The sequence below is a fragment of the Actinosynnema sp. NPDC053489 genome, assembly GCF_044544865.1.
In the GTDB taxonomy this organism is placed as follows: Bacteria; Actinomycetota; Actinomycetes; order Mycobacteriales; family Pseudonocardiaceae; genus Actinosynnema.
Window position 1 is genome coordinate 309,129 of sequence record NZ_JBITXT010000005.1, and the last position, 20,229, is coordinate 329,357.

The 20,229-nt window shown below is 73.8% G+C and carries 18 protein-coding genes and 1 pseudogene; 12 read left to right on the forward strand and 7 right to left on the reverse strand.

What is annotated here, in order from left to right; translation table 11 throughout:
- Nucleotides 1-11 precede the first annotated feature (11 nt).
- From ACIGNX_RS13810 to ACIGNX_RS13825, 4 genes are all read left to right on the forward strand, one after another.
- A complete protein-coding gene (locus ACIGNX_RS13810; RefSeq protein ID WP_396539736.1) occupies nucleotides 12-1,430 on the forward strand; it encodes an amino acid permease in 1,419 nt (472 codons plus the stop codon).
- Between the two features lie 99 nt (nucleotides 1,431-1,529).
- The gene (gene pdxT / locus ACIGNX_RS13815) at nucleotides 1,530-2,135 is read left to right on the forward strand and encodes a pyridoxal 5'-phosphate synthase glutaminase subunit PdxT (RefSeq protein WP_396539738.1); all 606 of its coding nucleotides are present in this window, start codon (nucleotides 1,530-1,532) and stop codon (nucleotides 2,133-2,135) included.
- A gap of 18 nt (nucleotides 2,136-2,153) precedes the next feature.
- A complete protein-coding gene (locus ACIGNX_RS13820) occupies nucleotides 2,154-2,903 on the forward strand; it encodes a YebC/PmpR family DNA-binding transcriptional regulator (RefSeq protein WP_396539740.1) in 750 nt (249 codons plus the stop codon).
- Between the two features lie 103 nt (nucleotides 2,904-3,006).
- A complete protein-coding gene (locus ACIGNX_RS13825; RefSeq protein ID WP_396539742.1) occupies nucleotides 3,007-3,522 on the forward strand; it encodes a DUF4262 domain-containing protein in 516 nt (171 codons plus the stop codon).
- A gap of 313 nt (nucleotides 3,523-3,835) precedes the next feature.
- Here the strand turns inward: ACIGNX_RS13825 and ACIGNX_RS13830 are convergent, their stop codons facing one another.
- On the reverse strand, nucleotides 3,836-4,369 hold the full coding sequence (locus ACIGNX_RS13830; protein ID WP_396539744.1) for a TIGR03086 family metal-binding protein: 534 nt from the start codon (nucleotides 4,367-4,369) through the stop codon (nucleotides 3,836-3,838).
- 180 nt (nucleotides 4,370-4,549) lie between these two features.
- Here ACIGNX_RS13830 and ACIGNX_RS13835 point away from each other — a divergent pair, with 180 nt between their 5' ends.
- Nucleotides 4,550-6,025, forward strand: a complete 1,476-nt coding sequence (locus ACIGNX_RS13835) for a peptide MFS transporter (RefSeq protein WP_396539746.1) — start codon at nucleotides 4,550-4,552, stop codon at nucleotides 6,023-6,025.
- A gap of 42 nt (nucleotides 6,026-6,067) precedes the next feature.
- Here the strand turns inward: ACIGNX_RS13835 and ACIGNX_RS13840 are convergent.
- Nucleotides 6,068-6,903, reverse strand: a pseudogene (locus ACIGNX_RS13840) (NAD(P)H-binding protein).
- 100 nt (nucleotides 6,904-7,003) lie between these two features.
- Here ACIGNX_RS13840 and ACIGNX_RS13845 point away from each other — a divergent pair.
- On the forward strand, nucleotides 7,004-7,390 hold the full coding sequence (locus tag ACIGNX_RS13845; protein ID WP_396539747.1) for a winged helix-turn-helix transcriptional regulator: 387 nt from the start codon (nucleotides 7,004-7,006) through the stop codon (nucleotides 7,388-7,390).
- Between the two features lie 117 nt (nucleotides 7,391-7,507).
- Here ACIGNX_RS13845 and ACIGNX_RS13850 read toward each other — a convergent pair whose 3' ends face one another.
- On the reverse strand, nucleotides 7,508-8,806 hold the full coding sequence (locus ACIGNX_RS13850; protein ID WP_396539749.1) for a cytochrome P450: 1,299 nt from the start codon (nucleotides 8,804-8,806) through the stop codon (nucleotides 7,508-7,510).
- A gap of 102 nt (nucleotides 8,807-8,908) precedes the next feature.
- On the reverse strand, nucleotides 8,909-10,120 hold the full coding sequence (locus ACIGNX_RS13855; protein ID WP_396539751.1) for a cytochrome P450: 1,212 nt from the start codon (nucleotides 10,118-10,120) through the stop codon (nucleotides 8,909-8,911).
- 57 nt (nucleotides 10,121-10,177) lie between these two features.
- Here ACIGNX_RS13855 and ACIGNX_RS13860 point away from each other — a divergent pair, with 57 nt between their 5' ends.
- On the forward strand, nucleotides 10,178-11,248 hold the full coding sequence (locus ACIGNX_RS13860) for a TetR/AcrR family transcriptional regulator (protein WP_396539753.1): 1,071 nt from the start codon (nucleotides 10,178-10,180) through the stop codon (nucleotides 11,246-11,248).
- Here the strand turns inward: ACIGNX_RS13860 and ACIGNX_RS13865 are convergent.
- Nucleotides 11,202-11,660 (reverse strand): acyl-CoA thioesterase, encoded by a 459-nt coding sequence (locus tag ACIGNX_RS13865; protein ID WP_396539755.1) that lies wholly within the window; start codon nucleotides 11,658-11,660, stop codon nucleotides 11,202-11,204. The genes ACIGNX_RS13860 and ACIGNX_RS13865 overlap by 47 nt on opposite strands.
- 165 nt (nucleotides 11,661-11,825) lie before the next feature.
- The gene (locus ACIGNX_RS13870; RefSeq protein WP_396539757.1) at nucleotides 11,826-12,419 is read right to left on the reverse strand and encodes a TetR/AcrR family transcriptional regulator; all 594 of its coding nucleotides are present in this window, start codon (nucleotides 12,417-12,419) and stop codon (nucleotides 11,826-11,828) included.
- Between the two features lie 379 nt (nucleotides 12,420-12,798).
- Between ACIGNX_RS13870 and ACIGNX_RS13875 the strand changes: the two genes are divergently transcribed.
- The 5 genes from ACIGNX_RS13875 to egtD all read left to right on the forward strand — a co-directional run bounded on the left by ACIGNX_RS13875 (nucleotide 12,799) and on the right by egtD (nucleotide 19,397).
- Complete coding sequence (locus tag ACIGNX_RS13875; RefSeq protein ID WP_396539759.1) at nucleotides 12,799-14,853, forward strand: PQQ-dependent sugar dehydrogenase; 2,055 nt, start codon at nucleotides 12,799-12,801, stop codon at nucleotides 14,851-14,853.
- Nucleotides 14,854-15,140: 287 nt separating this feature from the next.
- Nucleotides 15,141-16,334: a glutamate-cysteine ligase family protein gene (locus tag ACIGNX_RS13880; RefSeq protein WP_396539761.1), complete on the forward strand. Its 1,194-nt coding sequence runs from the start codon at nucleotides 15,141-15,143 to the stop codon at nucleotides 16,332-16,334.
- Nucleotides 16,331-17,674 (forward strand): ergothioneine biosynthesis protein EgtB, encoded by a 1,344-nt coding sequence (gene egtB / locus ACIGNX_RS13885; RefSeq protein ID WP_396539763.1) that lies wholly within the window; start codon nucleotides 16,331-16,333, stop codon nucleotides 17,672-17,674. Before ACIGNX_RS13880 ends, egtB begins: the two co-directional genes overlap by 4 nt.
- Nucleotides 17,675-17,676: 2 nt before the next feature.
- Nucleotides 17,677-18,426, forward strand: coding sequence for an ergothioneine biosynthesis protein EgtC (gene egtC / locus ACIGNX_RS13890; RefSeq protein WP_396539765.1), 750 nt, complete (start codon nucleotides 17,677-17,679; stop codon nucleotides 18,424-18,426).
- Entirely contained in the window at nucleotides 18,423-19,397 is a 975-nt protein-coding gene (gene egtD / locus ACIGNX_RS13895) for an L-histidine N(alpha)-methyltransferase (protein ID WP_396539767.1), read from the forward strand. Before egtC ends, egtD begins: the two co-directional genes overlap by 4 nt.
- A 47-nt stretch (nucleotides 19,398-19,444) precedes the next feature.
- On the opposite strand, the gene ACIGNX_RS13900 is transcribed toward egtD, so the two are convergent.
- Complete coding sequence (locus ACIGNX_RS13900) at nucleotides 19,445-20,161, reverse strand: SDR family oxidoreductase (protein ID WP_396539769.1); 717 nt, start codon at nucleotides 20,159-20,161, stop codon at nucleotides 19,445-19,447.
- Between the last annotated feature and the right edge of the window lie 68 nt (nucleotides 20,162-20,229).

Below are 20,229 nucleotides of genomic sequence, written 5' to 3' on the forward strand. Positions count from 1 at the left end.
GTTCGGCCACCATGAATGAGCAGACGGTCGCGGAGCCCGACGCCGACGGTTACACCAAGGCGCTGTCCAAGCGCCAGGTTCAGATGATCGCCATCGGCGGCGCCATCGGCGTCGGCCTCTTCCTCGGCGCGGGCGGCAAACTCGCCCAGACCGGCCCGTCGCTCGTCTTCGCGTACGCCCTGTGCGGCCTGGCCGCGTTCTTCGTGATGCGCGCGCTCGGCGAATTGGTCCTGCACCGGCCCACCGCGGGCAGTTTCGTGGAATACGCCCGCGAGTTCATCGGTCCGTGGGCCGGGTTCACCTCCGGCTGGATGTACTGGGTGAACTGGGCGATGACCGGCATCGCCGAGATCACCGCCGTGGCCATCTACGTGCACCGCTGGCTGCCGGACGTGCCGCAGTGGGTCACCGCGCTGGTCGCGCTCGGTTTCCTCGTCGTGGTCAACCTGCTGTCGGTGAAGCTGTTCGGCGAGCTGGAGTTCTGGTTCAGCGTCGTCAAGGTCACCGCGATCGTGGTGTTCCTGTTCACCGGGATCGCGTTGGTGATCGGGCGCGCGGACATCGGCGGCGGTGAAGCGGGCGTGGCCAACCTGGTCGCGCACGGCGGCATGTTCCCGGCGGGCGTCGGAATCGCGTTGATGACCCTCCAGGCCGTCATCTTCGCCTATTCGGCCATCGAACTCGTCGGCATCGCCGCGGGGGAGACCGCCGATCCGCGCCGGGTGATCCCGAAGGCCATCAACGGCGTCGTGTACCGGATCGGCGTGTTCTACGTCGGTTCCGTGCTGCTGCTCGCGATGCTGCTGCCGTGGAACCTCTACAGCGGCGGGGAGAGCCCGTTCGTCACGGTGTTCTCCGCGCTCGGCATCGCCGGCGTGGGCGACGTGATGAACGCCGTCGTGCTCACCGCCGCGTTGTCGTCGTGCAATTCGGGCCTCTACTCCACCGGTCGCATCCTGCGCTCGCTCGCGCAGCACGGCGAAGCACCCGCGTTCACCGGGCGGATGAACCGCAGGCACGTGCCCCAGGGCGGCATCCTGTTCACCTCGGTGGCGTACCTGTTCGGCGTCGTCCTCAACTACCTCGTGCCGAAAGAGGCGTTCGACATCGCCATCGCGGTGGCCTCGCTGGGCGTCGTCGCGACCTGGGCCACGCTGATCGCCTGCCAGCTGCGGCTGCGCCGGGCCGCGCTGCGCGGCGAGGTCGAGCGGCCCGCGTACCGGATGCCCGGCGCGCCCTACACCGGTTGGGCGACCCTGGCGTTCCTCGCCCTGGTCATCGTGCTGATGGCCTTCGGCGGACCGGCCGAGCGCATCGCGTTCTGGTCCATCCCCGTGCTCGCCGTGCTGCTGTTCGTCGGCTGGCGAGCCGTCCGAGCCCGTCGTTCGACCGCCCACCAGGCGGCCGAGCGGGTCGCGGCGCCCGACTAGCGCGTCGCGGGAAGGCCGAACGGCCGGACGGGTGCCACGAGCACCCGTCCGGCCCGGTCACCTAGGCTGGTCGCAGTTCACCCGGGAGGAAGTCCAGCCGTGTCCGTCGTCGGTGTCCTCGCCCTTCAGGGCGACGTCCGTGAGCACCTCGTCGCGTTGGCCGAGGCCGACGTGCTCGCCCGACCCATCCGCAGGCCGGAGGAACTGGCCGAGGTCGACGGCGTGGTGCTGCCGGGCGGCGAGTCCACCGCCATCAGCCGGCTGCTCGCCACGTTCGAGCTGCTGGAGCCGCTGCGCGCGCGGATCAAGGAGGGCATGCCCGCCTACGGGTCGTGCGCCGGGATGATCCTGCTCGCCGACCGCGTCCTGGACGGGCGGCCCGACCAGCACCAGCTCGGCGGCCTCGACATCGTGGTGCGGCGCAACGCGTTCGGCAGGCAGGTCGATTCCTTCGAGGCCGAACTCGACTTCACCGACGTGGGCCAGGTGCACGCGGTGTTCATCCGCGCCCCGTGGGTGGAATCGACGGGATCGGACGTCGAGGTGCTCGCCCGGGTGCCCGAAACGGAAGACGCCGGGGAGGCCGCCGGTAGGATCGTCGCGGTTCGGCAGGGGCACGTGCTCGCCACCTCGTTCCACCCGGAACTGACCGGTGACGGGCGGGTGCACCGCCTTTTCGTGGACATGGTCCGTGCGGCGGGCTGAGTATTCGACGGAGGAGAAATGAGCGGCCACTCAAAGTGGGCGACCACCAAGCACAAGAAGGCCGCAATCGACGCCAAGCGCGGCAAGCTCTTCGCGCGGCTGATCAAGAACATCGAGGTGGCGGCCCGCACCGGCGGCAGTGACCCCGACGGCAACCCGACGCTGTACGACGCCATCCAGAAGGCGCGCAAGAACTCCGTGCCGCTGGACAACATCGAGCGCGCCCGCAAGCGCGGCGGCGGCGAGGAGGCCGGCGGCGCCGACTGGCAGACCATCATGTACGAGGGCTACGGCCCCAACGGCGTGGCGGTGCTGGTCGAGTGCCTGACCGACAACCGCAACCGGGCCGCGTCCGAGGTCCGCACCGCGATGACCCGCAACGGCGGCTCGATGGCCGACCCCGGCTCGGTGGCCTACATGTTCACCCGCAAGGGTGTCGTCATCGTGCCGAAGGGCGACCTGTCCGAGGACGACGTGCTGATGGCCGTCCTCGACGCCGGCGCCGAGGAGGTCAACGACCTGGGCGAGAGCTACGAGGTCGTGTCCGAGGCGGGTGACCTCGTGGCGGTCCGCAAGGCCCTCCAGGAGGCGGGCTACGACTACGAGTCCGCCGAGGCGAACTTCCTGCCGTCGGTGAGCGTGCAGCTGGAGGCCGAGGGCGCGCGGAAGATCTTCAAGCTGATCGACGCGCTGGAGGACTGCGACGACGTGCAGAACGTCTACGCGAACTTCGACGTCTCCGACGAGGTGATGGCCGAGGTCGACTGACCTCCGGCGTCCGGCGGTGGTGTGTCGAACGGCTCCGCGCCACCCCGGCGCGGGGCCGTCGCGCTTATGCGGTGTTGACACCGGCGGCGTGCACAATGTCGGGGTGTCGAACCCCTCCCAGCCCTCCGTGCAGGACATCAACCTGCGCAACTGGCTGCTGACCCAGGCCGAGCAGCACGGCCACGCCGTGGTGACCGTGCCCGAGGACGCCGAAGGCGCCGGCTACTCCTTCTCCGTCGGCGCGTGGCGCCGGTTCGGCGTCGCCGAGGCGGTGGTGCTGGGCCTGCCGCCCGAGCACGCGCAGGTGCTCATCCGCGCCTACGTCGACCGGGCCAGACGGGGTGAGCGGTTCGTGCCCGGTCGGCTCTACCACGACTTCTTCGAGGGCGTTCCGGTCACGTTCGAGCGGGTGTTCAAGGGCTTTTACCCGGAGTTCTTCGGCAGCGCGTTCCTGCTGTACGGCAAGGGCGACTTCGCCGCCGTGCAGATCATCGTGCCCACGGCGGACGGCCGGTTCCCGTGGCACCACGACGCGCCGATGGGCTTCGGCGACTGGCAGTTGCTGTTGACCGAGACCGGCCGGCCGGAGAGCTGGGAGCCGGGCGTCACCGGCCCCTGACCCGGGGCGAGCACCCGTCGGGCCCGACCGCACCGCGCGGCCGGGCCCGACGTCGTTGTCCGGGAAGTGTTGTCAGCCGGCGGTCCGCCGACCGCTGACAACGCGCCCGCGCTATCACGGTGGGGTGCGTCGACACCGTCGGGGGCGGCGCACGGTGCGAGGGGGAGGTGCGTCCCGTCCCGTGCGGTCGGGGGAGCCGTGCGGGACGGGACGCGCGCGACCGGGCTTGGTCACGGGAGCCCCGCCCGGACCAGGGAATGGGCCGCGGGGAGGGCTCCCGATGGGTCCTCCCCGCGGTGGGCGGGGGCTGCCGTCACGGGGTGCGGCCGAGCAGGGCGAGCAGCCGGGTCTGCGGGTCCGCGTCGTCCGGCACGGGCACCGGCGGGTCGAACAGCCCGCTCGCCGCCCACCTCCCCGCGTTCCGCTCGACGTGGTCGAGCACGGTCCGGGCGAGGTCCGGGCCGAGCCGCTCGTCCACCCCGATCGCCCGGGCCAGGTCCCAGGCGTGCACGGCCAGATCGGAGGTCATCTGCCAGCCGTACTCGACCGCCGTGGTCCGGCCGTAGCTCAGGCGCACCGGCTTGAGCAGCGCTTTCGGCGCGATCCACGCCTCACGGGCCGCGGCCGCCGCCAGCACCCACGAGTGCAGCGGGTCGTCGCCGAGCTGGTCGCCGTCGAACCGGTCGCCCACCTGCTCGACCGTGCAGCCCGCCAGCAGCTCGGGCGCCCACAGCTGCTCGTGGACCAGGTGGTTCACCAGGTCCCGGACCGACCACTCCCGGCACGGGGTGCCCCGGTCCCACTGCTCGGGGAGCACCCGGCGCACCCGCGAGTCGAACTCCGTCATCGCGCGTCCGTGAGCCTCGATCAGATCCACCCCACGAGTGCACCAAACGCGGCACGGGACCGCACCCCGGAGCTGTGCGGTAGGCCACTCGGCGGTATCGCGGTTTCTTCCAGTACGACCGTACGGCGTAGCGTGACGCGGTACGCCGGCGGTGACATCGTTGACACCCAGGAGGACCACGTGAGCGCCACGAGCGCCGTCTCCACCCCGCAGCGGGGCTTCTTCGGGCACCCCCGAGGACTGTCGACGCTGTTCTTCACCGAGCTGTGGGAGCGCTTCTCCTACTACGGGATGAAGGCGATCCTCGCCTACTACCTGTACCGCTCGACCGCCGAGGGCGCGCTGGGGCTCGACAAGAGCTTCGCGCTGTCGCTGGTGGCCATCTACGGGGCGTCGGTCTACATGTCGGGCGTGGCCGGCGGCTGGCTGGCCGACCGGGTGCTGGGCGGCCGACGGGCGGTGTTCCACGGCGGCGTGCTGATCATGCTCGGGCACGTGGCGCTGGCGCTGCCGATCGGCGTCACGGGCGTCTACACCGGCCTGGTGCTGATCGTGCTGGGCACCGGCCTGCTCAAGCCGAACATCTCCACCGTGGTCGGCGGGCTGTACGAGCGCACCGACCCGCGCCGCGACGCCGGGTTCACGATCTTCTACATGGGCATCAACCTCGGCGGCTTCCTCGCGCCGCTGGTGTGCGGGTTCCTGGGCGAGAACTACGACTGGCACCTCGGCTTCGGCGCGGCGGCGGTCGGCATGGCGCTGGGCCTGGCCGTCTACCGGCTCGGCAGGCGCGGGCTGGGCGACTCGGCCGCCGTGCCGCCGTTCCCGCTGCCCGCCGAGGAGCGCGGGCGGGTGCTGGGCCGGATCGCCGCCGTGGTGGTGGGGGCGGTGGTCGTGGTCGCGGCGCTGGTCCTGCTCGGCGTGCTGGGCGCCGAGGGCGTGATCAACCTGATCAGCCTGCTGTCGGTGCTGCTGCCGATCGGCTACTTCACCACGATGATCCGCAGCCCGCGCACCACGCCGGAGGAGCGGTCGCGGGTGATCGCCTACGTCCCGCTGTTCGTCGCGGCGGCGATGTTCTGGCTGCTGTTCGAGCAGAGCGCGACCGTGATCGCCGCGTTCGCCGACACCAGGGTCGACAACTCGCTGTTCGGCGTGGTGTTCCCGCCGTCGTTCATCCAGTCGGTCAACCCGGTGCTGATCATCGCCGTCGCGCCGCTGTTCGCGCTGCTGTGGGTCCGGCTCGGCAACCGCCAGCCCCGGACGCCGCGCAAGTTCGGGTACGCGCTGCTGCTGGTGGGCCTGTCGTTCCTGCTGCTGATGGTCGTCAGCCAGGGCGACCCGTCGGTGCGCGTGAGCTTCCTCTGGCTCGTCCTGATGTACCTGGTCATGACGTGCGGCGAGCTGCTGCTGTCGCCGGTGGGCCTGTCGGTGACCACGAAGCTCGCGCCCCGCGCGTTCGCCTCGCAGACCATGGGGCTGTGGTTCCTGGCCACGGCGGCGGGCTCGGGCGTCGGCGCGATCGTGGTCCGCTTCTACAGCGACGAGAACGCGGTGGCGTACTTCGGCGTGCTCGGCGCGGTGGCGATCGGCCTGGGCGTCGCGCTGGTCGCGTCGACCAGGGCGATCCACCGGTTGATGCGGGGCGTCGACTGACGTGCGGCCGGGCGGGGACGCGGGCACGCCCCCGCCCGGCGGTCACCGGAAGGCCGCCGCGTTGCGCGCCGCCCAGGCGGCGAACGACCCCGCGGGGCGGCCGAGGACCCGTTCGACGTCCGGGCTCACCCGCCGCTCCTCGGCCGTCGGCGCGCCGAGGATGTCGAGGGTGGCCTCGGCGATCACCTCGGCATGGACGCCGTCATGGCGGCCTTGGCCTCGGCACGGCTCAGCTCCGCGAACCGCACCGGCTCGCCCAGCGCCTCCCCGATGGCGGCGACCTGCTGCCGGGGCGTGACGGCCTCCGGCCCGGTCAGCACGTAGGTCCGGCCGGCGTGGCCCGCTCCGCGCAGCGCGGCGGCGGCCACCCCGGCGATGTCGTCCGGGTCCACGACCGGCAGCGCCACGTCGGCGAACGGCGCGGCGGCCGACCGCCGCGCGCGGATGGTCCCCGCCCAGGCGAACGCGTTCGACGCGAAACCGCCGGGCCGCAGCACGGTCCACGCCAGGCCCGAGCCCGTGACCGCCTCCTCCAGCGCGGGGGAGTGCCGGCCGGTCCCGACGCCCTGCGAGGACAGCAGGACGACCCGCTCGGCACCGCCGGCCCGCGCCAGGTCGAGCACCTCCCGCAGCACGCCGCCGCCGTCGCCCGCCGCCGTGAACCCGCCCGACGTCAGCACGAACACCGCGGCCGCGCCGTCGAACGCGGGCCGCAGCCCCGCCGGCTCCGCGAGGTCCGCCCGCAGGTGGCGCACGCCCGCCGGCACGTCCCGAGTCCCGATGCCGCGCGACACCGCCGTCACCGGCTCGCCCGCCTCCGCCAGCACCCGCACCAGCGCCCGACCGACGTTCCCCGTCGCACCGGTCACCACGATCATGGTCGTTCCCCGTTCCGCCGTCCGTTGCGTTGCGGCGGGGACGTTACTGTCCTCGATATAGTAGGTACCTAGAGGAAAGTAATGGCGGAAGGGGCCGGATGTGACGAGCGGCACGAGCCGGGCCGAGGTCGACCCGGAGCTGGCCTGCCCCATCGCGCCGGTGGTGGACCTCGTGTTCAGCCGGTGGACGACCCCGATCCTGTGGGCGCTCAACGAGTTCGGGCGGCAGCGGTTCGTCGAGCTGTCGCGCCGGATCACCACGATCACGCCCAAGGTGCTGACCCAGCGGTTGCGGCAGCTGGAGCGCGACGGGCTCGTGGTGCGCACCTACCACGCCGAGGTGCCGCCGCGGGTGGAGTACGAGATCAGCGAACTCGGGCGCAGCCTCGCGCCGCTGTTCGCGACGCTCGCCGAGTGGTCCGCGGTGAACCTGGAGAAGGTCGAACGCGCCCGCCGGGAGCACGACTCGAGGCAACGCGGGGGCTGAGCGCGGGAAGACCGCACCGGTGAAGACCGCACCGGTGCGGAAAGGACGCAACGACCCGCCGCGGCGGCGGTGCGGCGGGTCGGCGCGCGGTACCAGCATGCACCACATCCCTGTGGCTCAGCTGATGGTTTGCCCGATCGGGTGTTCTTTTGTAACGCCGGTGGCGACGGGGAACCGGGCGGCGCCCCTGATGACCCGGGACGGGCGGCGGTGCACGCGGCCGGCCGCCCGCAGGTCGGGGAACCGGCGGAACAGCCCGCGCAGCGCCGCCGCTCCCTCCATCCGGGCCAGTCCCGCGCCCAGGCAGTAGTGGATGCCGGAGGAGAACGCCAGGTGCTCGCGCACGTCCGCGCGGTCGGGGTCGAACCGGTGCGGGTCGGCGAACACCGCGGGGTCGCGGTTGGCCGCGGCGAGCATCAGCATGACCGGCGTGCCCTTCGGCAGCCGCGTGCCCGCCAGCTCGACGGTCCGGAACGGCACCCGCACCGTGTACTGCACCGGCGGGTCGTGGCGCAGCGTCTCCTCCACGACGGCGTCGGCGTGGGCCGGGTCGTCGAGCAGGCGGGCGCGGACCTCCGGGTGCGCCAGCACCGCGAGCACCGAGTTGCCGATCAGGTTCACCGTGGTCTCGAACCCCGCGACCAGCAGCAGCTCCGTCGTGGCGATCAGGTCCTCGCGGGACAGGTCGTCGTGCGCGACCAGGGCGGACACGATGTCGTCCCCGCCGGGCCGCCGCCGCCGGTGCGCGATCAGGTCGTCCAGGAACTCCTCGAACTCGCGCAGGGCCGTCTGCAGCGCCCGCAGGTCGCGCATGGTCCGCACGCCGTCGAGGGCGTTGACCAACGCCCGGCCCCACCGGGCGAACGTCGCGTGGTCCGCGCCGGGCACGCCGAGCAGGTCGGCGATCACCTGGATCGGCACCCTGGCCGCGAAGTCGCCGACGAGGTCGAACGTCCCCCGGTCCGCCACCTCGTCCAGGTACTCCTCGACCACCCGCTCCACGGTGGCGACCTGCGCGCGCAGGCCGCGGGGGGTGAACCAGGGCGCGACCAGCCGCCGCAGCCGCGTGTGCTCGGGCGGGTGGCGCACCAGGAACGACTCCTCGACGGGGTTGACCAGCCGCCGCCCGTCGAGCCGGACCGAGGTGTCCACCGGGGACAGCTCGCCCGCGCGCAGCGGGCCGAAGTCGGGGTCGCGCAGCACCCGCGCGCTCAGCTCGTGCGAGGCGGTCAGGTACAGCCCCATCCTGGTCTTCACCAGCACGCCCCGGCGGCGCACCGACTCGTAGACGGGGTACGGGTCGCGGGTGGGGCTGAGCCCGAGCAGCCGGGCCGCCGGGTCGCCGAGGAGGGCTTGCGCGCGGACGACGGTGCGCCCCAGGAACAGCAGCGTCGCGTTCTTCACCGTGGACGGCATGCCACCACGGTGGCGCGAACGCGAAGAAGGTTCAAGGCGGGCGCGGCCGGAAAACCGATCACCGCCCGGACCGCGCCCCACCCCGGCCGGACCCGGGCCCGGTCACCGGGTGCGGACCGCCAGCGACGCCAACCGCCACGTGCCGCCGTCCGGCGTCCGGCGGGGCGTCTCCGCCAGGGCGAGGTCCGGGAACCGGTCCAGCACCGCCGACAGCGCCGCCTGCGTCTCCACGCGCGCGAACGCCGCGCCGAGGCAGAAGTGCGCACCGTGCGAGTAGCCGAGGTGCCCGGTCGGCGGCACCCGCGTGACGTCCAGCTCGTCCGGGTCCGAGTACACCCGCGGGTCGCGGTTGGCCGACACGATCGCCGTCATCACCCGCTCGCCCCGGCGGATCACCACGTCGCCGAAGGCCACGTCCTCCCGGGCGAACCGGGGCACGGTGAGCAGCTGCGGCCCGACCCACCGGGTCAGCTCCTCCACCGCGCGCGGCAGCAGCGCGGGGTCCGCCCGCAGCGCCGCGAGCTGCCCGGGGTGCGTCAGCAGCGCTTCGAGGCCGTTGACGATGAGGTTGGTCGGCGTCTGCCCGGCGATCACCAGTTGCCAGACCAGGGACACCAGCTCCGCGTCGGTGAAGCGGTCGCCGTCCTCGTCGCGGACGCGCAGCAGCTGCGAGATCAGGTCGTCGCCCGGTGAGGTCCGGCGCAGCGCGACGGCCTCGATCGCGCCCTCGACGATGCCGGGGACGGCCGCTACGAACCCCGGTCCGAAGCCGCTGACCACGGCCGCGCCGTACTCCCGCCACCGCGGCCGCTGCTCGTCGGGGATGCCCACCAGCTCGCAGATCACGTCCATCGGCAGCGGGCGGGCGAAGTGCTCCAGCAGGTCGACGGCGTCCCCGTCCGGCAGCGCGTCGAGCAGCGCGGCCACGATCGCCTCGATCCGCCGCCGGTACTCCTCCGCCCGCCGCGCGGTGAACGCGGGCGCGGCCAGCCGCCGCAGCCGCAGGTGCTCCTTGCCGTTCAGCTCCGACATCGTGCGCAGGTAGGGCCCGTAGTGGTCCGGGATGCCCGGCAGGCCCAGGAAGCTGTTGGCGCTCAGCTCGAACCGCGGGTCGGCGAGCATCGCCTTCGCGTCCTCGTGCCGCGTCAGCACCCAGGTGTCGCCCATGCCGGGCAGGTGGACGCGCGCCACCGGCCCGCGCTCCCGGGCCTCGCCGTAGGCGGTGAACGGGTCGAGCAGCACCTCGGGGTTGGTGGGGTCGATCTCGGGAACAGTCAACGTCCGCCTCCGGATGTTCAAATCAGATGTTCTCATCATCTGAATGGTGACGGTATCCTGACGCGGCGGCGCGAGGCAAACGGGAGCGTGGACGTGCGGCTGAGCAGGGCGGAGGCGCAGGAGCGCAACCGGGCGCGAGTCCTCGACGCCGCCCGCGCGGAGTTCGCCGAACGCGGCTACCGCGAGGCCAAGGTCGACGCGATCGCCCAGCGCGCCGAGCTGACCAGGGGCGCGGTGTACTCGAACTTCCCCGGCAAGCGCGCCCTCTACTTCGCCGTGCTGGCCGACCTCGTGGAACGCCAGGAGGTCCCCGCCAACCCGCAACGGGGGGCGAACCGCCGGGAAGCCCTCGGCGCGTTCGCCCGCGCCTGGGTCACCTCACCGGGCCACGACGCCCTGGCCCGCGACTTCCTGGCCGAGGTGGCGGCCGGGGAGGAGACCCGCCGGCCGTTCGCGCAACTGCTGGAGCTGGACGCGCTGCTGCTCAGCCTCGCGCTGGAGGCCCTGGACCCGCGCGTGCCGCCGCCGGGCGCGCCGCCGCTCCGGGTGGTCCGCCTCGCCGGGGTCGTGCTGGCCACCCTGCACGGCGCGAGCGGGCTGGCCGCCGCCGCGCCCGGGTTCCTGGAGCCGTTCGACGTGATCAGCGCCTGCGAGCGGCTCGCGGACCTGGACCTCGGCGACTGGTGGGCGCCCCCTCCGGGTGCGGTGGTGGTGGGGGAGGACCGGGCGTGGACGCCGCCGACCGCGCTGGACCTCGTGCGCGGCGAGCGGTTCACGCCCGGGGAGGACGGCGTGGTGGTCGTGCTGGGGCTCAACCGCCTGGCCGCCGTGGAGCAGGCCGTCCGCAACGACGCCCGGGTGACCCTCGCGGTGGTGACCGGCGCGCCGGGCGAGCTGGCGCCGCTGGCCCGGCTCGTGGTGGCGCGGTCGTGCGTCGGCCTGCGGCAGGCGTTCCCGGTCGCGGCGTGGCCGCGGCTGCGGGTCGTGCCCGACGACACCGGCGCCCTCGCCGCCGCCGCCGGGGTGCCGTCGGTGAGCGACGAGACCGAGACCGCGGTCCGCGTCGAGCGCGGGCGGGTGGTGGCGCGGGCCGAGGGGTCGGGCGCCGCGCACGCGGTCAGCGCCGGGGCGCGGGAGCGGTCCGCGCCACCGGCCGGGCGGTGACCGGGCGGCGTTCCAGGACCCTGCGGAAGTCGGGCGGGATCGGCGTGGCGCGCAGCTCCGGCGTGCCGAAGGAGACGTACCGGTTCCAGCCGGTGGCGACCGGGGTGCCGGCCACGTCCGCGTCGAAGCCCAGGGTCAACGTGGTGGTGCCGAGCGTGCGCACGCGCACCCCGATCCGCAGCAGGTCGTCGAACCGCGCCGGGTTGAGGTACCGGATGGAGGTCTCGGCCATCACGAAGTCGACGCCGTGCTTCTCCAGCTCCTTGTACGACCCCAGCAGCGACCGCACCGTCTCCACCATGGCGGCCTCGAAGAAGACCGCGTAGCGCGAGGCGTGCACGATCCCGCGCTGGTCGCAGTCGGCCGGGCGCACCCGCACCCGGTGCACGTGGGCAGGTCGCGCGTCGGCCATGGCGGCGATCCTATGGCCTCGCCGCGACCTCGCGCTTCGGCCTGGCGGCGGCTGCTCCGACCGCCGCGCCCGCCAACCGGCCGAGCGCCGCCGGCGGGATCACCGACGTCGTCGGCCACGCGGTGGGCGGCGCCCCGCCTCCCGCCGGCCGGGGGCGGCGGCCCGTCAGCCCGTGCGGCGGTGCCGCCGGACGCTCTCCTCCACCAGGTCCAGCACCGGTTCCAGGTCGTCCGCGGGCAGGCCCATGGCCAGGTGCGACACCAGGCCCTCCAGCACCAGTTCCAGGAACGAGGTCAGCACGTCCACGTCCACGTCGTCGCGCAGGTTGCCCGCCTCGCGCTGGCGCTCCAGCCGCTGCCGGGTCGCGTCGGTCAGCTGCCGCGACCGCTCCGCCCACCTGGCCCGGAACTCCGGGTCCGTGCGCAGCCGCCGCGACACCTCGAGCCGGGTGCCCAGCCAGTCGGCCGGGTGCTCGACGTCCTGGGGGTCGGGCGGGTACAGCAGGTCGCGCATCACCTGCACGAGCCCCTGCCGCGCGACGACCTCGGCCATGCGCAGCGCGTCGTCCTCGGCGAGGGCGAGGAACAGCGACTCCTTGTCCCGGAAGTGGTGGAAGATCGCGCCCCTGGACAGGCCGGTAGCCTCTTCCAGGCGGCGCACGGTCGCGCCTTCGTAGCCGAAGCGCGCGAAACACGCACGTGCGCCGTCGAGGATCTGACGGCGACGGGCGTCGAGGTGGTCCTGGCTCACCCTGGGCACCTGTCGATGTTGCCAGGGCCGCCTGACGAAATCCAATCAGTACGTACGGCTTGCCGGGTCCACTTTGGGGTGTACTTCGCCGCCGCCGCTCGAAACCCCAGGTCACCGCCACTACGGTGGCGCACCGTGATCGCAGGTGAGGACATCCGGCCGGCGCCGGCGCCGGGACCGGGCCGGCCGAACCGACCGTCCAGGGTGGACCGCGGTCGGCGCGGCCCGGGCCCGGTCGACCCGACCGGGCACCTCGGCCACCGGCCGGCCGAGGTCGCGGACCCGTGGGCCGCCGCACCGCCGGACCCGGTCGCCCGGGACGCGCCGTCGTCGCGCGCGTGGTGCCGCGGCCGGTCCGCGCACCACCGGAACCGGTAGGGGAGCACACATGGCAACGAACGCACCGGCGTGGTCCGCGGCGGGCCGGCGGCGGGCGGCGGTGGCCGCCGTCACGGCCGCGACGGCCCTGTCCCTGCTCACCGCCTCGGGCGCCGCGCACGGGCTGCCCGACCACCAGGCCGAGGCCGCCACGGTGTCCGGCGGCGTGGTCGCCTCCGACCACGACGGCTTCACCGGCTCCGGCTACGTCGACTACGACGACGAGCCGGGGGGCTACGTCGAGTACGCCGTGACCGCGGCCCGGTCCGGCGAGCACACCCTGGTCTTCCGGTACGCGAACGGCTCCGGCGTCGACCTCCCGCTCGCGCTGACCGTCAACGGCAGGCGCGCGATCACCGCCTCCTTCCCCGGCACGGGCGCGTGGACGGTGTGGCGCGAGGTCACGGCGGCCGTGACGCTGGAGGCGGGCGGCAACCTGGTCCGCGCCACCGCGATCAGCCGCCGGGGCGGCCCGAACGCCGACCGCCTGACCGTGGACGACACCGACGACGAGGCGCCGACCCCGCCGCGCCGGCTGCGCGCCACGGCCAAGTCCGACACCAGCGTCTCGCTGGCCTGGGAGGCGTCGACCGACAACGTCGACGTGGTCGGCTACGACGTCTACCAGCACGGCCAGCTCATGACGAGCGTGCCGGGCACGACCCTGACCGCCGCCGTGACGGGCCTGCGCCCCGCCACCACCTACGACTGGACGGTGCACGCGCGCGACGCCACCCCCAACGTCTCGCAGGCCAGCAACAACGTCGTCGTGCGCACCGACGCGCCGGCGCCGGACGACCAGGCGCCGACCGCGCCCGCGAACCTGCGCGCCACCGGCCGGTCCGCCGGCAGCGTCACCCTGTCCTGGGACGCGGCCACCGACGACGTCGGCGTCACCTCCTACCAGGTGCTGCGCGACGGCGCGCCCGCGGCCACGACCGACGCGACGACCGCCACCGTCACCGGCCTGACCGCCGGCACCGGCTACCGGTTCGCCGTGCGGGCGCGCGACGCGGCGGGCAACCTCTCCGAGCCCGGTGACGAGGTGATCGCCGCGCCGGGCGGGACGCCGCCGCCCGGCGAGCCGAGGCCGGGCGCGGTGACCACGCTGCGCGAGGGCACCGACGTGCCGTGGGGGCTGGCGTTCCTGCCCGACGGCTCGGCGGTGGTGTCCGAACGGGAGCGGTTCGCCCTCTACCGCCTGTCGCCGGACGGCACGCGCACGGACCTGGGCCGGGTGCCGGGCGCGCAGGCCACGAACGGCGAGGGCGGCGTGCTGGGCGTCGCCGTGTCGCCGACCTTCGCCACCGACAACCTGGTGTTCGTCTACCACACCGCGGCGAGCGGCAACCAGGTCGTGCGGGCCCGGCTGGTCGGCGACCGGCTCGCCGGCTGGACCAGGATCCTCTGGGGCCTGCCCAAGAACCGCTACCACAACGGCGGCGGGCTGCGGTTCAGCCCGGACGGCCGGTACCTCTTCGTGTCCACGGGCGACGCCCAGAACGGCAGCTTCGGGCAGAACCTGAACATCAACGCGGGCAAGATCCTGCGCATCTTCCCGGACGGCTCGATCCCGCCGGACAACCCGTTCCCGGGCAGGGCGATCTGGAGCTACGGGCACCGCAACGTGCAGGGCCTGGCGTTCGACTCGCAAGGCAGGCTGTGGGCCACGGAGTTCGGCAACAACTCGTGGGACGAGCTGAACCTGATCGAGCGCGGCGGCAACTACGGCTGGCCCGGCTGCGAGGGCAACGACGGGTACTGCGAGGACAGCATCCCGCCCAAGGCGACGTGGCCGACGACGGCCGGCGGTCCCAGCGGCCTGGCCATCGTCAACGACCACCTGTTCATCGGCACGACGGTGGGGCAGCGGCTGTACCGGCTGCGCATCGCGGGCTCCGACGTCGTCGACCAGCAGGTGTACTTCCAGGGCCGGTACGGGCGGTTGCGCACCGTCGAGGTCGACCGCGAGGGCGACCTCTGGCTGACCACCACGTGGGACCTGGACGAGGTCGTCGGCAACGACCGCGTGCTCCGAGTGGACATCGAGTACTCCGGTTCGTGATGTCACCCGGATGCCGCGAGGTGTTCACGGCGTGACCGGATTGTCCGACTGGTGGTCGGGAAGCGCCCACTCGGAGCAGCTCGGGAGCCGCCGGAACGTCGTCCACCGCCACCCGACCGGCCGTCACCGCCGTTCCCGCCGGTCCACATCCCGTTGATCCCCAACGGTTTCGACGGCTGCGAGTGTCGGTGCCTGCGTGTAGCGTCGAACGGACCAGAATTGATCACGGGGAGTGCGTACCAGTGACTGCTGTCCGTAGTGCCCCGACTCCGGGGCCGGGCCCGGCGGTGTTCCGGGACAGAGCGGAGGCCGAGGCGTACGTCGCCTCGGTCTGCTTCAAGCACGGGCCTCCGAGGCTGCTCGGAGTCGAACTCGAATGGACCGTCCACCACGTCGAAGATCCCAGCCGGCCGCTCGACGCGAAGACCCTCGCGGCGGCACTCGGCCGGCACGCGCCACCGACCCTCGTCCCCGACAGCCCTCAGCGGCCACTGCCCTCCGGCACCCCGCTGACCGTGGAACCGGGTGGCCAGGTCGAGATCTCCACCCCGCCCCGGGAATCCCTGACGGAGCTGCTCAAGACCGTCGCGGCGGACATCGAACACCTCCAGCGCCTGCTCGAACCGGCCGGTCTGCGGCTCGGTCAGCACGGGGCCGACCCGTTCCGCCCACCGCGCCGGATGCTCCAGGTGCCCCGGTACGCGGCCATGGAACACGCCTTCGCCCCGATCGGGCCCGAGGGCATCACGATGATGTGCAGCACGGCGGGCCTCCAGGTGTGCCTGGACTTCGGCTTCGCCGACGACCTGCCCACGCGCTGGGCGGCCGTGCACGCGCTGGGCCCGGTGGTCAGCGCCCTGTTCGCCAACTCGCCCGGCGTCAACGGCCGCCGGACCGACTGGGCCAGCGCGCGGATGCGCACGCTCTACGCCACCGACCCGGTGCGCACCCGCGCGGCGGCGGTGTGCGCGAACCCGGCGGACGCGTGGGCCAAGCGCGTGCTCGACTCGCCGGTCATCGCGGTGCGCAGGCCGGGGCCGAACTGGCTGCCGCCGCACCCGTTGACGTTCGCCGACTGGATCGACGGCGCGCTCGACCGGCCGGCGACCGCCGACGACCTGGACTACCACCTGACGCTGCAGTTCCCGCCGGTCCGGCCGCGCGGGTACCTGGAGGTCCGCTACCTCGACACCCCGCCGCACGGCCGCTGGCTGCCGCCGGTCGTGCTGATGGCGGCGTTGTTCGCGAAGCCGGCGACGGTGGACCGGGTGCTCGCCGCCACCGAGGGAGCGGCCAACCGCTGGCTGGCCGCCGCGCGCTACGGCCTGCGCGACCCCGTCCTCGCCCGCGCGGCGCGCGACGTGGTCGACCTGGGCTGCGCCGCGCTGCCCGACACCGACCTGTCGGCCGACCAGGCCGACGCCATCGCCGAAGAACTGCACCGCACGCTCGCCGAGAAGACCGGAGGGGGCCAGTCATGACCAGCCAGTTCACGACCGGCGCGGAGAACTCGAGCGCCGAGGGGCTTCGCGACCGGGTCGCCGCCCAGCTCACCAGGGCCCGCGCCCGCAGCAGGCAGCTCACCGACGCGGTGGACGACCACGACCTCGTCCGCCAGCACTCCAAGTTGATGTCACCGCTGGTGTGGGACCTCGCGCACATCGGCAACCAGGAAGAGCTGTGGCTGGTGCGGGACGTGGGCGGCCGCGAGCCGGTCCGCTCCGACATCGACGAGCTGTACGACGCGTTCAAGCACGCGCGGGCGGTCCGGCCCGAGCTGCCGCTGCTGGGGCCCGCCGAGGCCCGCAGGTACGTCGGCGAGGTCCGGGACAAGGTGTTCGACGTCCTGGAGCGCACGCCGCTGGAGGGCAACCGGCTGGTCGACGGCGGGTTCGCCTTCGGCATGATCGTGCAGCACGAGCAGCAGCACGACGAGACCATGCTGGCCACGCACCAGCTGCGGGTCGGCGAGCCGGTGCTGGACGCGCCGCCGCCACCGCGGGGCGGTCCGGTCGGCCCGGCCGAGGTGCTGGTGCCCGGCGGCCCGTTCACCATGGGCACGTCCACCGAGGCGTGGGCGCTGGACAACGAGCGGCCCGCGCACCAGGTCGTCACCGAGCCGTTCTTCATCGACACCGCGCCGGTGACCAACGGCGCGTACGCGGAGTTCATCGAGGACGGCGGCTACCGCGACCCGCGCTGGTGGAGCGAGGCCGGCTGGGCGCACGTGCGCAAGGCGTCCCTGGTCGCGCCGCGGTTCTGGGAGCGGATCGGCGACCGGTGGCACCGCACCGCGTTCGGCCGCACCGCGCCGATCGACGTCGACCAGCCGGTGGTGCACGTCTGCTACCACGAGGCCGAGGCGTACGCGAGGTGGGCGGGCAAGCGGCTGCCGACCGAGGTGGAGTGGGAGAAGGCGGCCCGCTTCGACCCGGCGACCGGCCGGTCCCGCCGCTACCCGTGGGGTGACGAGGACCCGACGGAGCGGCACGCGAACCTCAACCAGCGGCACCTGTCGCCCGCGCCGGTCGGCGCGTACCCGGCGGGCGCGTCGGCGCTGGGGGTGCACCAGCTGATCGGCGACGTGTGGGAGTGGACGAGCTCCGACTTCCACGGGTACGCCGGGTTCGAGGTGTTCCCGTACGCGGAGTACTCGCAGGTGTTCTTCGGTCCGGAGTACAAGGTGCTGCGCGGCGGGTCGTTCGGCAGCGACCAGGCCGCGGTGCGCTCGACGTTCCGGAACTGGGACTACCCGATCCGGCGGCAGATCTTCGCCGGCTTCCGGTGCGCGCGGGACGCGTCGCGGGACGACCTGGCCTGACCGTGTGCCGCCACCTGGGTTACCTGGGCCCCGCCGTGCCCGTCTCCGCGCTGGTGCACGACCCGCCGCACTCGTTGGTGCGGCAGTCGTACGCCCCGCGGGACATGCGCGGCGGCGGCACGGTCAACGTGGACGGCTACGGCGTGGGGTGGTACCCCGCGCCGGGCGGTCCGGCGGTGCGCTACCGGCGCGCGGGCACCATCTGGTCGGACGAGAACCTGCTGGCGCTCGGCCGCGTCACGGTGTCGGGCGCGGTGCTGGCGGCGGTGCGGTCGGCGACGGTCGGCATGCCGGTGGCGGACACCGCGTGCGCGCCGTTCACCGACGGCCGGTGGCTGTTCAGCCACAACGGGCGGGTGGCCGACTGGCCGGAGTCCGTGGTGGACCTGGCCAAGACGCTGCCGGTGGCCGCGTTGCTGACGCTGGACGCGCCGACCGACGCGGCCCTGCTGTGGGCGCTGGTGCGGTCCCGGCTGGCCGCGGGCGCGGCCCCCGGCGCCGCCCTGGCGTCCGTGGTGTCCGAAGTGGCCGCCGCCGCGCCGGGTTCGCGGCTGAACTTCCTGCTCACCGACGGCACCGTGCTGGCCGGCACGACGTGGACCCACTCGCTGTGGGTGCGCTCCGGCGACGGCGCGGTGACGTTGGCCTCGGAGCCGTTGGACGACGACCCGCGCTGGCGGGAGGTGCCCGACGGGCACGTCGTCACGGCAGATATGTCTACTGTGGACGTTCAACGGATTGGACGAGCATGACCGAGCCTGTGCTGGACGTGCACCTGACCCCCGAGGACGCGGCGATCGCGCTGCGCGCCGAGGCGAGGGCGGGGCTCACCGCGCGGCCGAAGTGGGTGTCGCCGAAGTGGTTCTACGACGCGGTGGGCAGCGACCTGTTCGAGGAGATCACCCGGCTGCCCGAGTACTACCCGACCCGCGCGGAGCGGGAGATCCTGGTGGCGCGGGCGGCGGAAGTCGCGTCGCTGACCGGGGCGCGGTCGCTGGTGGAGCTGGGCTCCGGCTCCTCGGAGAAGACGCGGCTGCTGCTCAGCGCGCTGCGCGACCACGGCACGCTGGAGGAGTTCGTGCCGCTGGACGTGTCGCCGTCGGCGTTGACGGACGCGGCGCGGGCGATCGTGGCCGACTACCCCGGGCTGCGGGTGCACGGGGTGGTCGGCGACTTCACCGAGCACCTGGGCCTGCTGCCCGGCACGCCGCCGCGCGTGGTGGCGTTCCTGGGCGGGACGATCGGCAACCTGATCCCGGAGGAGCGGGACAAGTTCTTCGCGTCGGTGCGGGACGTGCTGGACGCGGGGGAGTGGCTGCTGCTCGGGACGGACCTGGTCAAGGACCCGGGCACGCTGGTCCGCGCCTACGACGACGCGCGGGGCGTCACGGCGGAGTTCAACCGCAACGTGCTGCGGGTGATGAACCGCGAGCTGGGCGCGGACTTCGACCCGGAGGACTTCGAGCACGTGGCGCTGTGGAACGCCGAGGAGGAGTGGATCGAGATGCGCCTGCGGGCGCTGCGCCCGGTCAAGGCGCACGTGTCCGCCCTGTCGCTGGAGGTCGCGTTCGCCGAGGGCGAGGAGCTGCGCACCGAGGTCTCGGCGAAGTTCCGCCGCGAGGGCGTGACGCGGGAGCTGGCGGCCGCGGGCTTCGAGTTGCACCGCTGGTGGACCGACGAGGAGGGCCGCTTCGCCCTGTCGCTGTCGCGGGCGATCGGCTGACGGCGGCGTGCGGTGGTCCCCACCCGGGACCACCGCACGGCCGCGGGTCAGACGAGCCGGTGGCCGCCGTCGACGTGCAGCACCGACCCGGTCATGAACCGGTTGCGCAGGACCGCGGCGAACGCCTCGGCGAGGTCCTCGGGCGTCCCGACCCGCCCGGCGGGCAGGCGGTCCGCCATCGCGGCCAGCCGGTCGGCCTTGGCGGGACCGGCCAGGACGTCCCAGACGGGGGTGTCGACCCACCCCGGTGAGACGGCGTTGACGCGGACCGGCGCGAGTTCCACCGCCAGCGCGCGGACCAGCGCTTCCAGCGCGCCGTTGGCCGCGGCGAGCACCGAGGCGCCCGGGCCGGGCCGGTGCGCGGCCACGCCGGAGGTGACGGTGATCGAGCCGCCGGGCGCGAGGCGCGGACCGGCGTGCTTGGCCACGAGCCAGGGGCCGAGGAGCTTGGTGCCCAGCACCGCGCGGGCGTGCTCCAGGGCGAAGTCGGCGATCGGGAAGTAGGCGTCGCGGGCGTCCACGGCGGTGACGACGACGTGGTCGAGCGGGGCGGTCCGCTCCACCAGCCGCCGCACCTCGTCCTCCCGGGTGATGTCCACCCGTTCGGTGCGCAGCAGGTCGGGCCGGTCGAGGGAGCGGGCGGCGTCGGCCAGGCGTTCGGCGGACCGGCCGGCGATCGTGACGGCGGTGCCCCGGGCCAGGAGGTGCCGGGCCAGGCCCAGGCCCAGGCCGGAACCGCCGCCGATGACGAGTACGTGGGTCATGGTGGCAGCGTCGCCGCGCGCGGGCCGTGCCGGGAGACCGGAGCGGGCCTGGTCCCCGCGGGGCCACC

What these genes read in the sequence shown, in the direction of transcription:
- ACIGNX_RS13875 (WP_396539759.1), top strand. Translation starts at nt 12,799, where the DNA reads ATGGCAACGAACGCACCGGCGTGGTCCGCGGCGGGCCGGCGGCGGGCG.
- ACIGNX_RS13855 (WP_396539751.1), bottom strand. Translation starts at nt 10,120, where the DNA reads ATGAGAACATCTGATTTGAACATCCGGAGGCGGACGTTGACTGTTCCC.
- ACIGNX_RS13830 (WP_396539744.1), bottom strand. Translation starts at nt 4,369, where the DNA reads ATGACGGAGTTCGACTCGCGGGTGCGCCGGGTGCTCCCCGAGCAGTGG.
- ACIGNX_RS13900 (WP_396539769.1), bottom strand. Translation starts at nt 20,161, where the DNA reads ATGACCCACGTACTCGTCATCGGCGGCGGTTCCGGCCTGGGCCTGGGC.
- ACIGNX_RS13810 (WP_396539736.1), top strand. Translation starts at nt 12, where the DNA reads ATGAATGAGCAGACGGTCGCGGAGCCCGACGCCGACGGTTACACCAAG.
- ACIGNX_RS13865 (WP_396539755.1), bottom strand. Translation starts at nt 11,660, where the DNA reads ATGGCCGACGCGCGACCTGCCCACGTGCACCGGGTGCGGGTGCGCCCG.
- egtB (WP_396539763.1), top strand. Translation starts at nt 16,331, where the DNA reads ATGACCAGCCAGTTCACGACCGGCGCGGAGAACTCGAGCGCCGAGGGG.
- ACIGNX_RS13850 (WP_396539749.1), bottom strand. Translation starts at nt 8,806, where the DNA reads ATGCCGTCCACGGTGAAGAACGCGACGCTGCTGTTCCTGGGGCGCACC.
- ACIGNX_RS13820 (WP_396539740.1), top strand. Translation starts at nt 2,154, where the DNA reads ATGAGCGGCCACTCAAAGTGGGCGACCACCAAGCACAAGAAGGCCGCA.
- egtD (WP_396539767.1), top strand. Translation starts at nt 18,423, where the DNA reads ATGACCGAGCCTGTGCTGGACGTGCACCTGACCCCCGAGGACGCGGCG.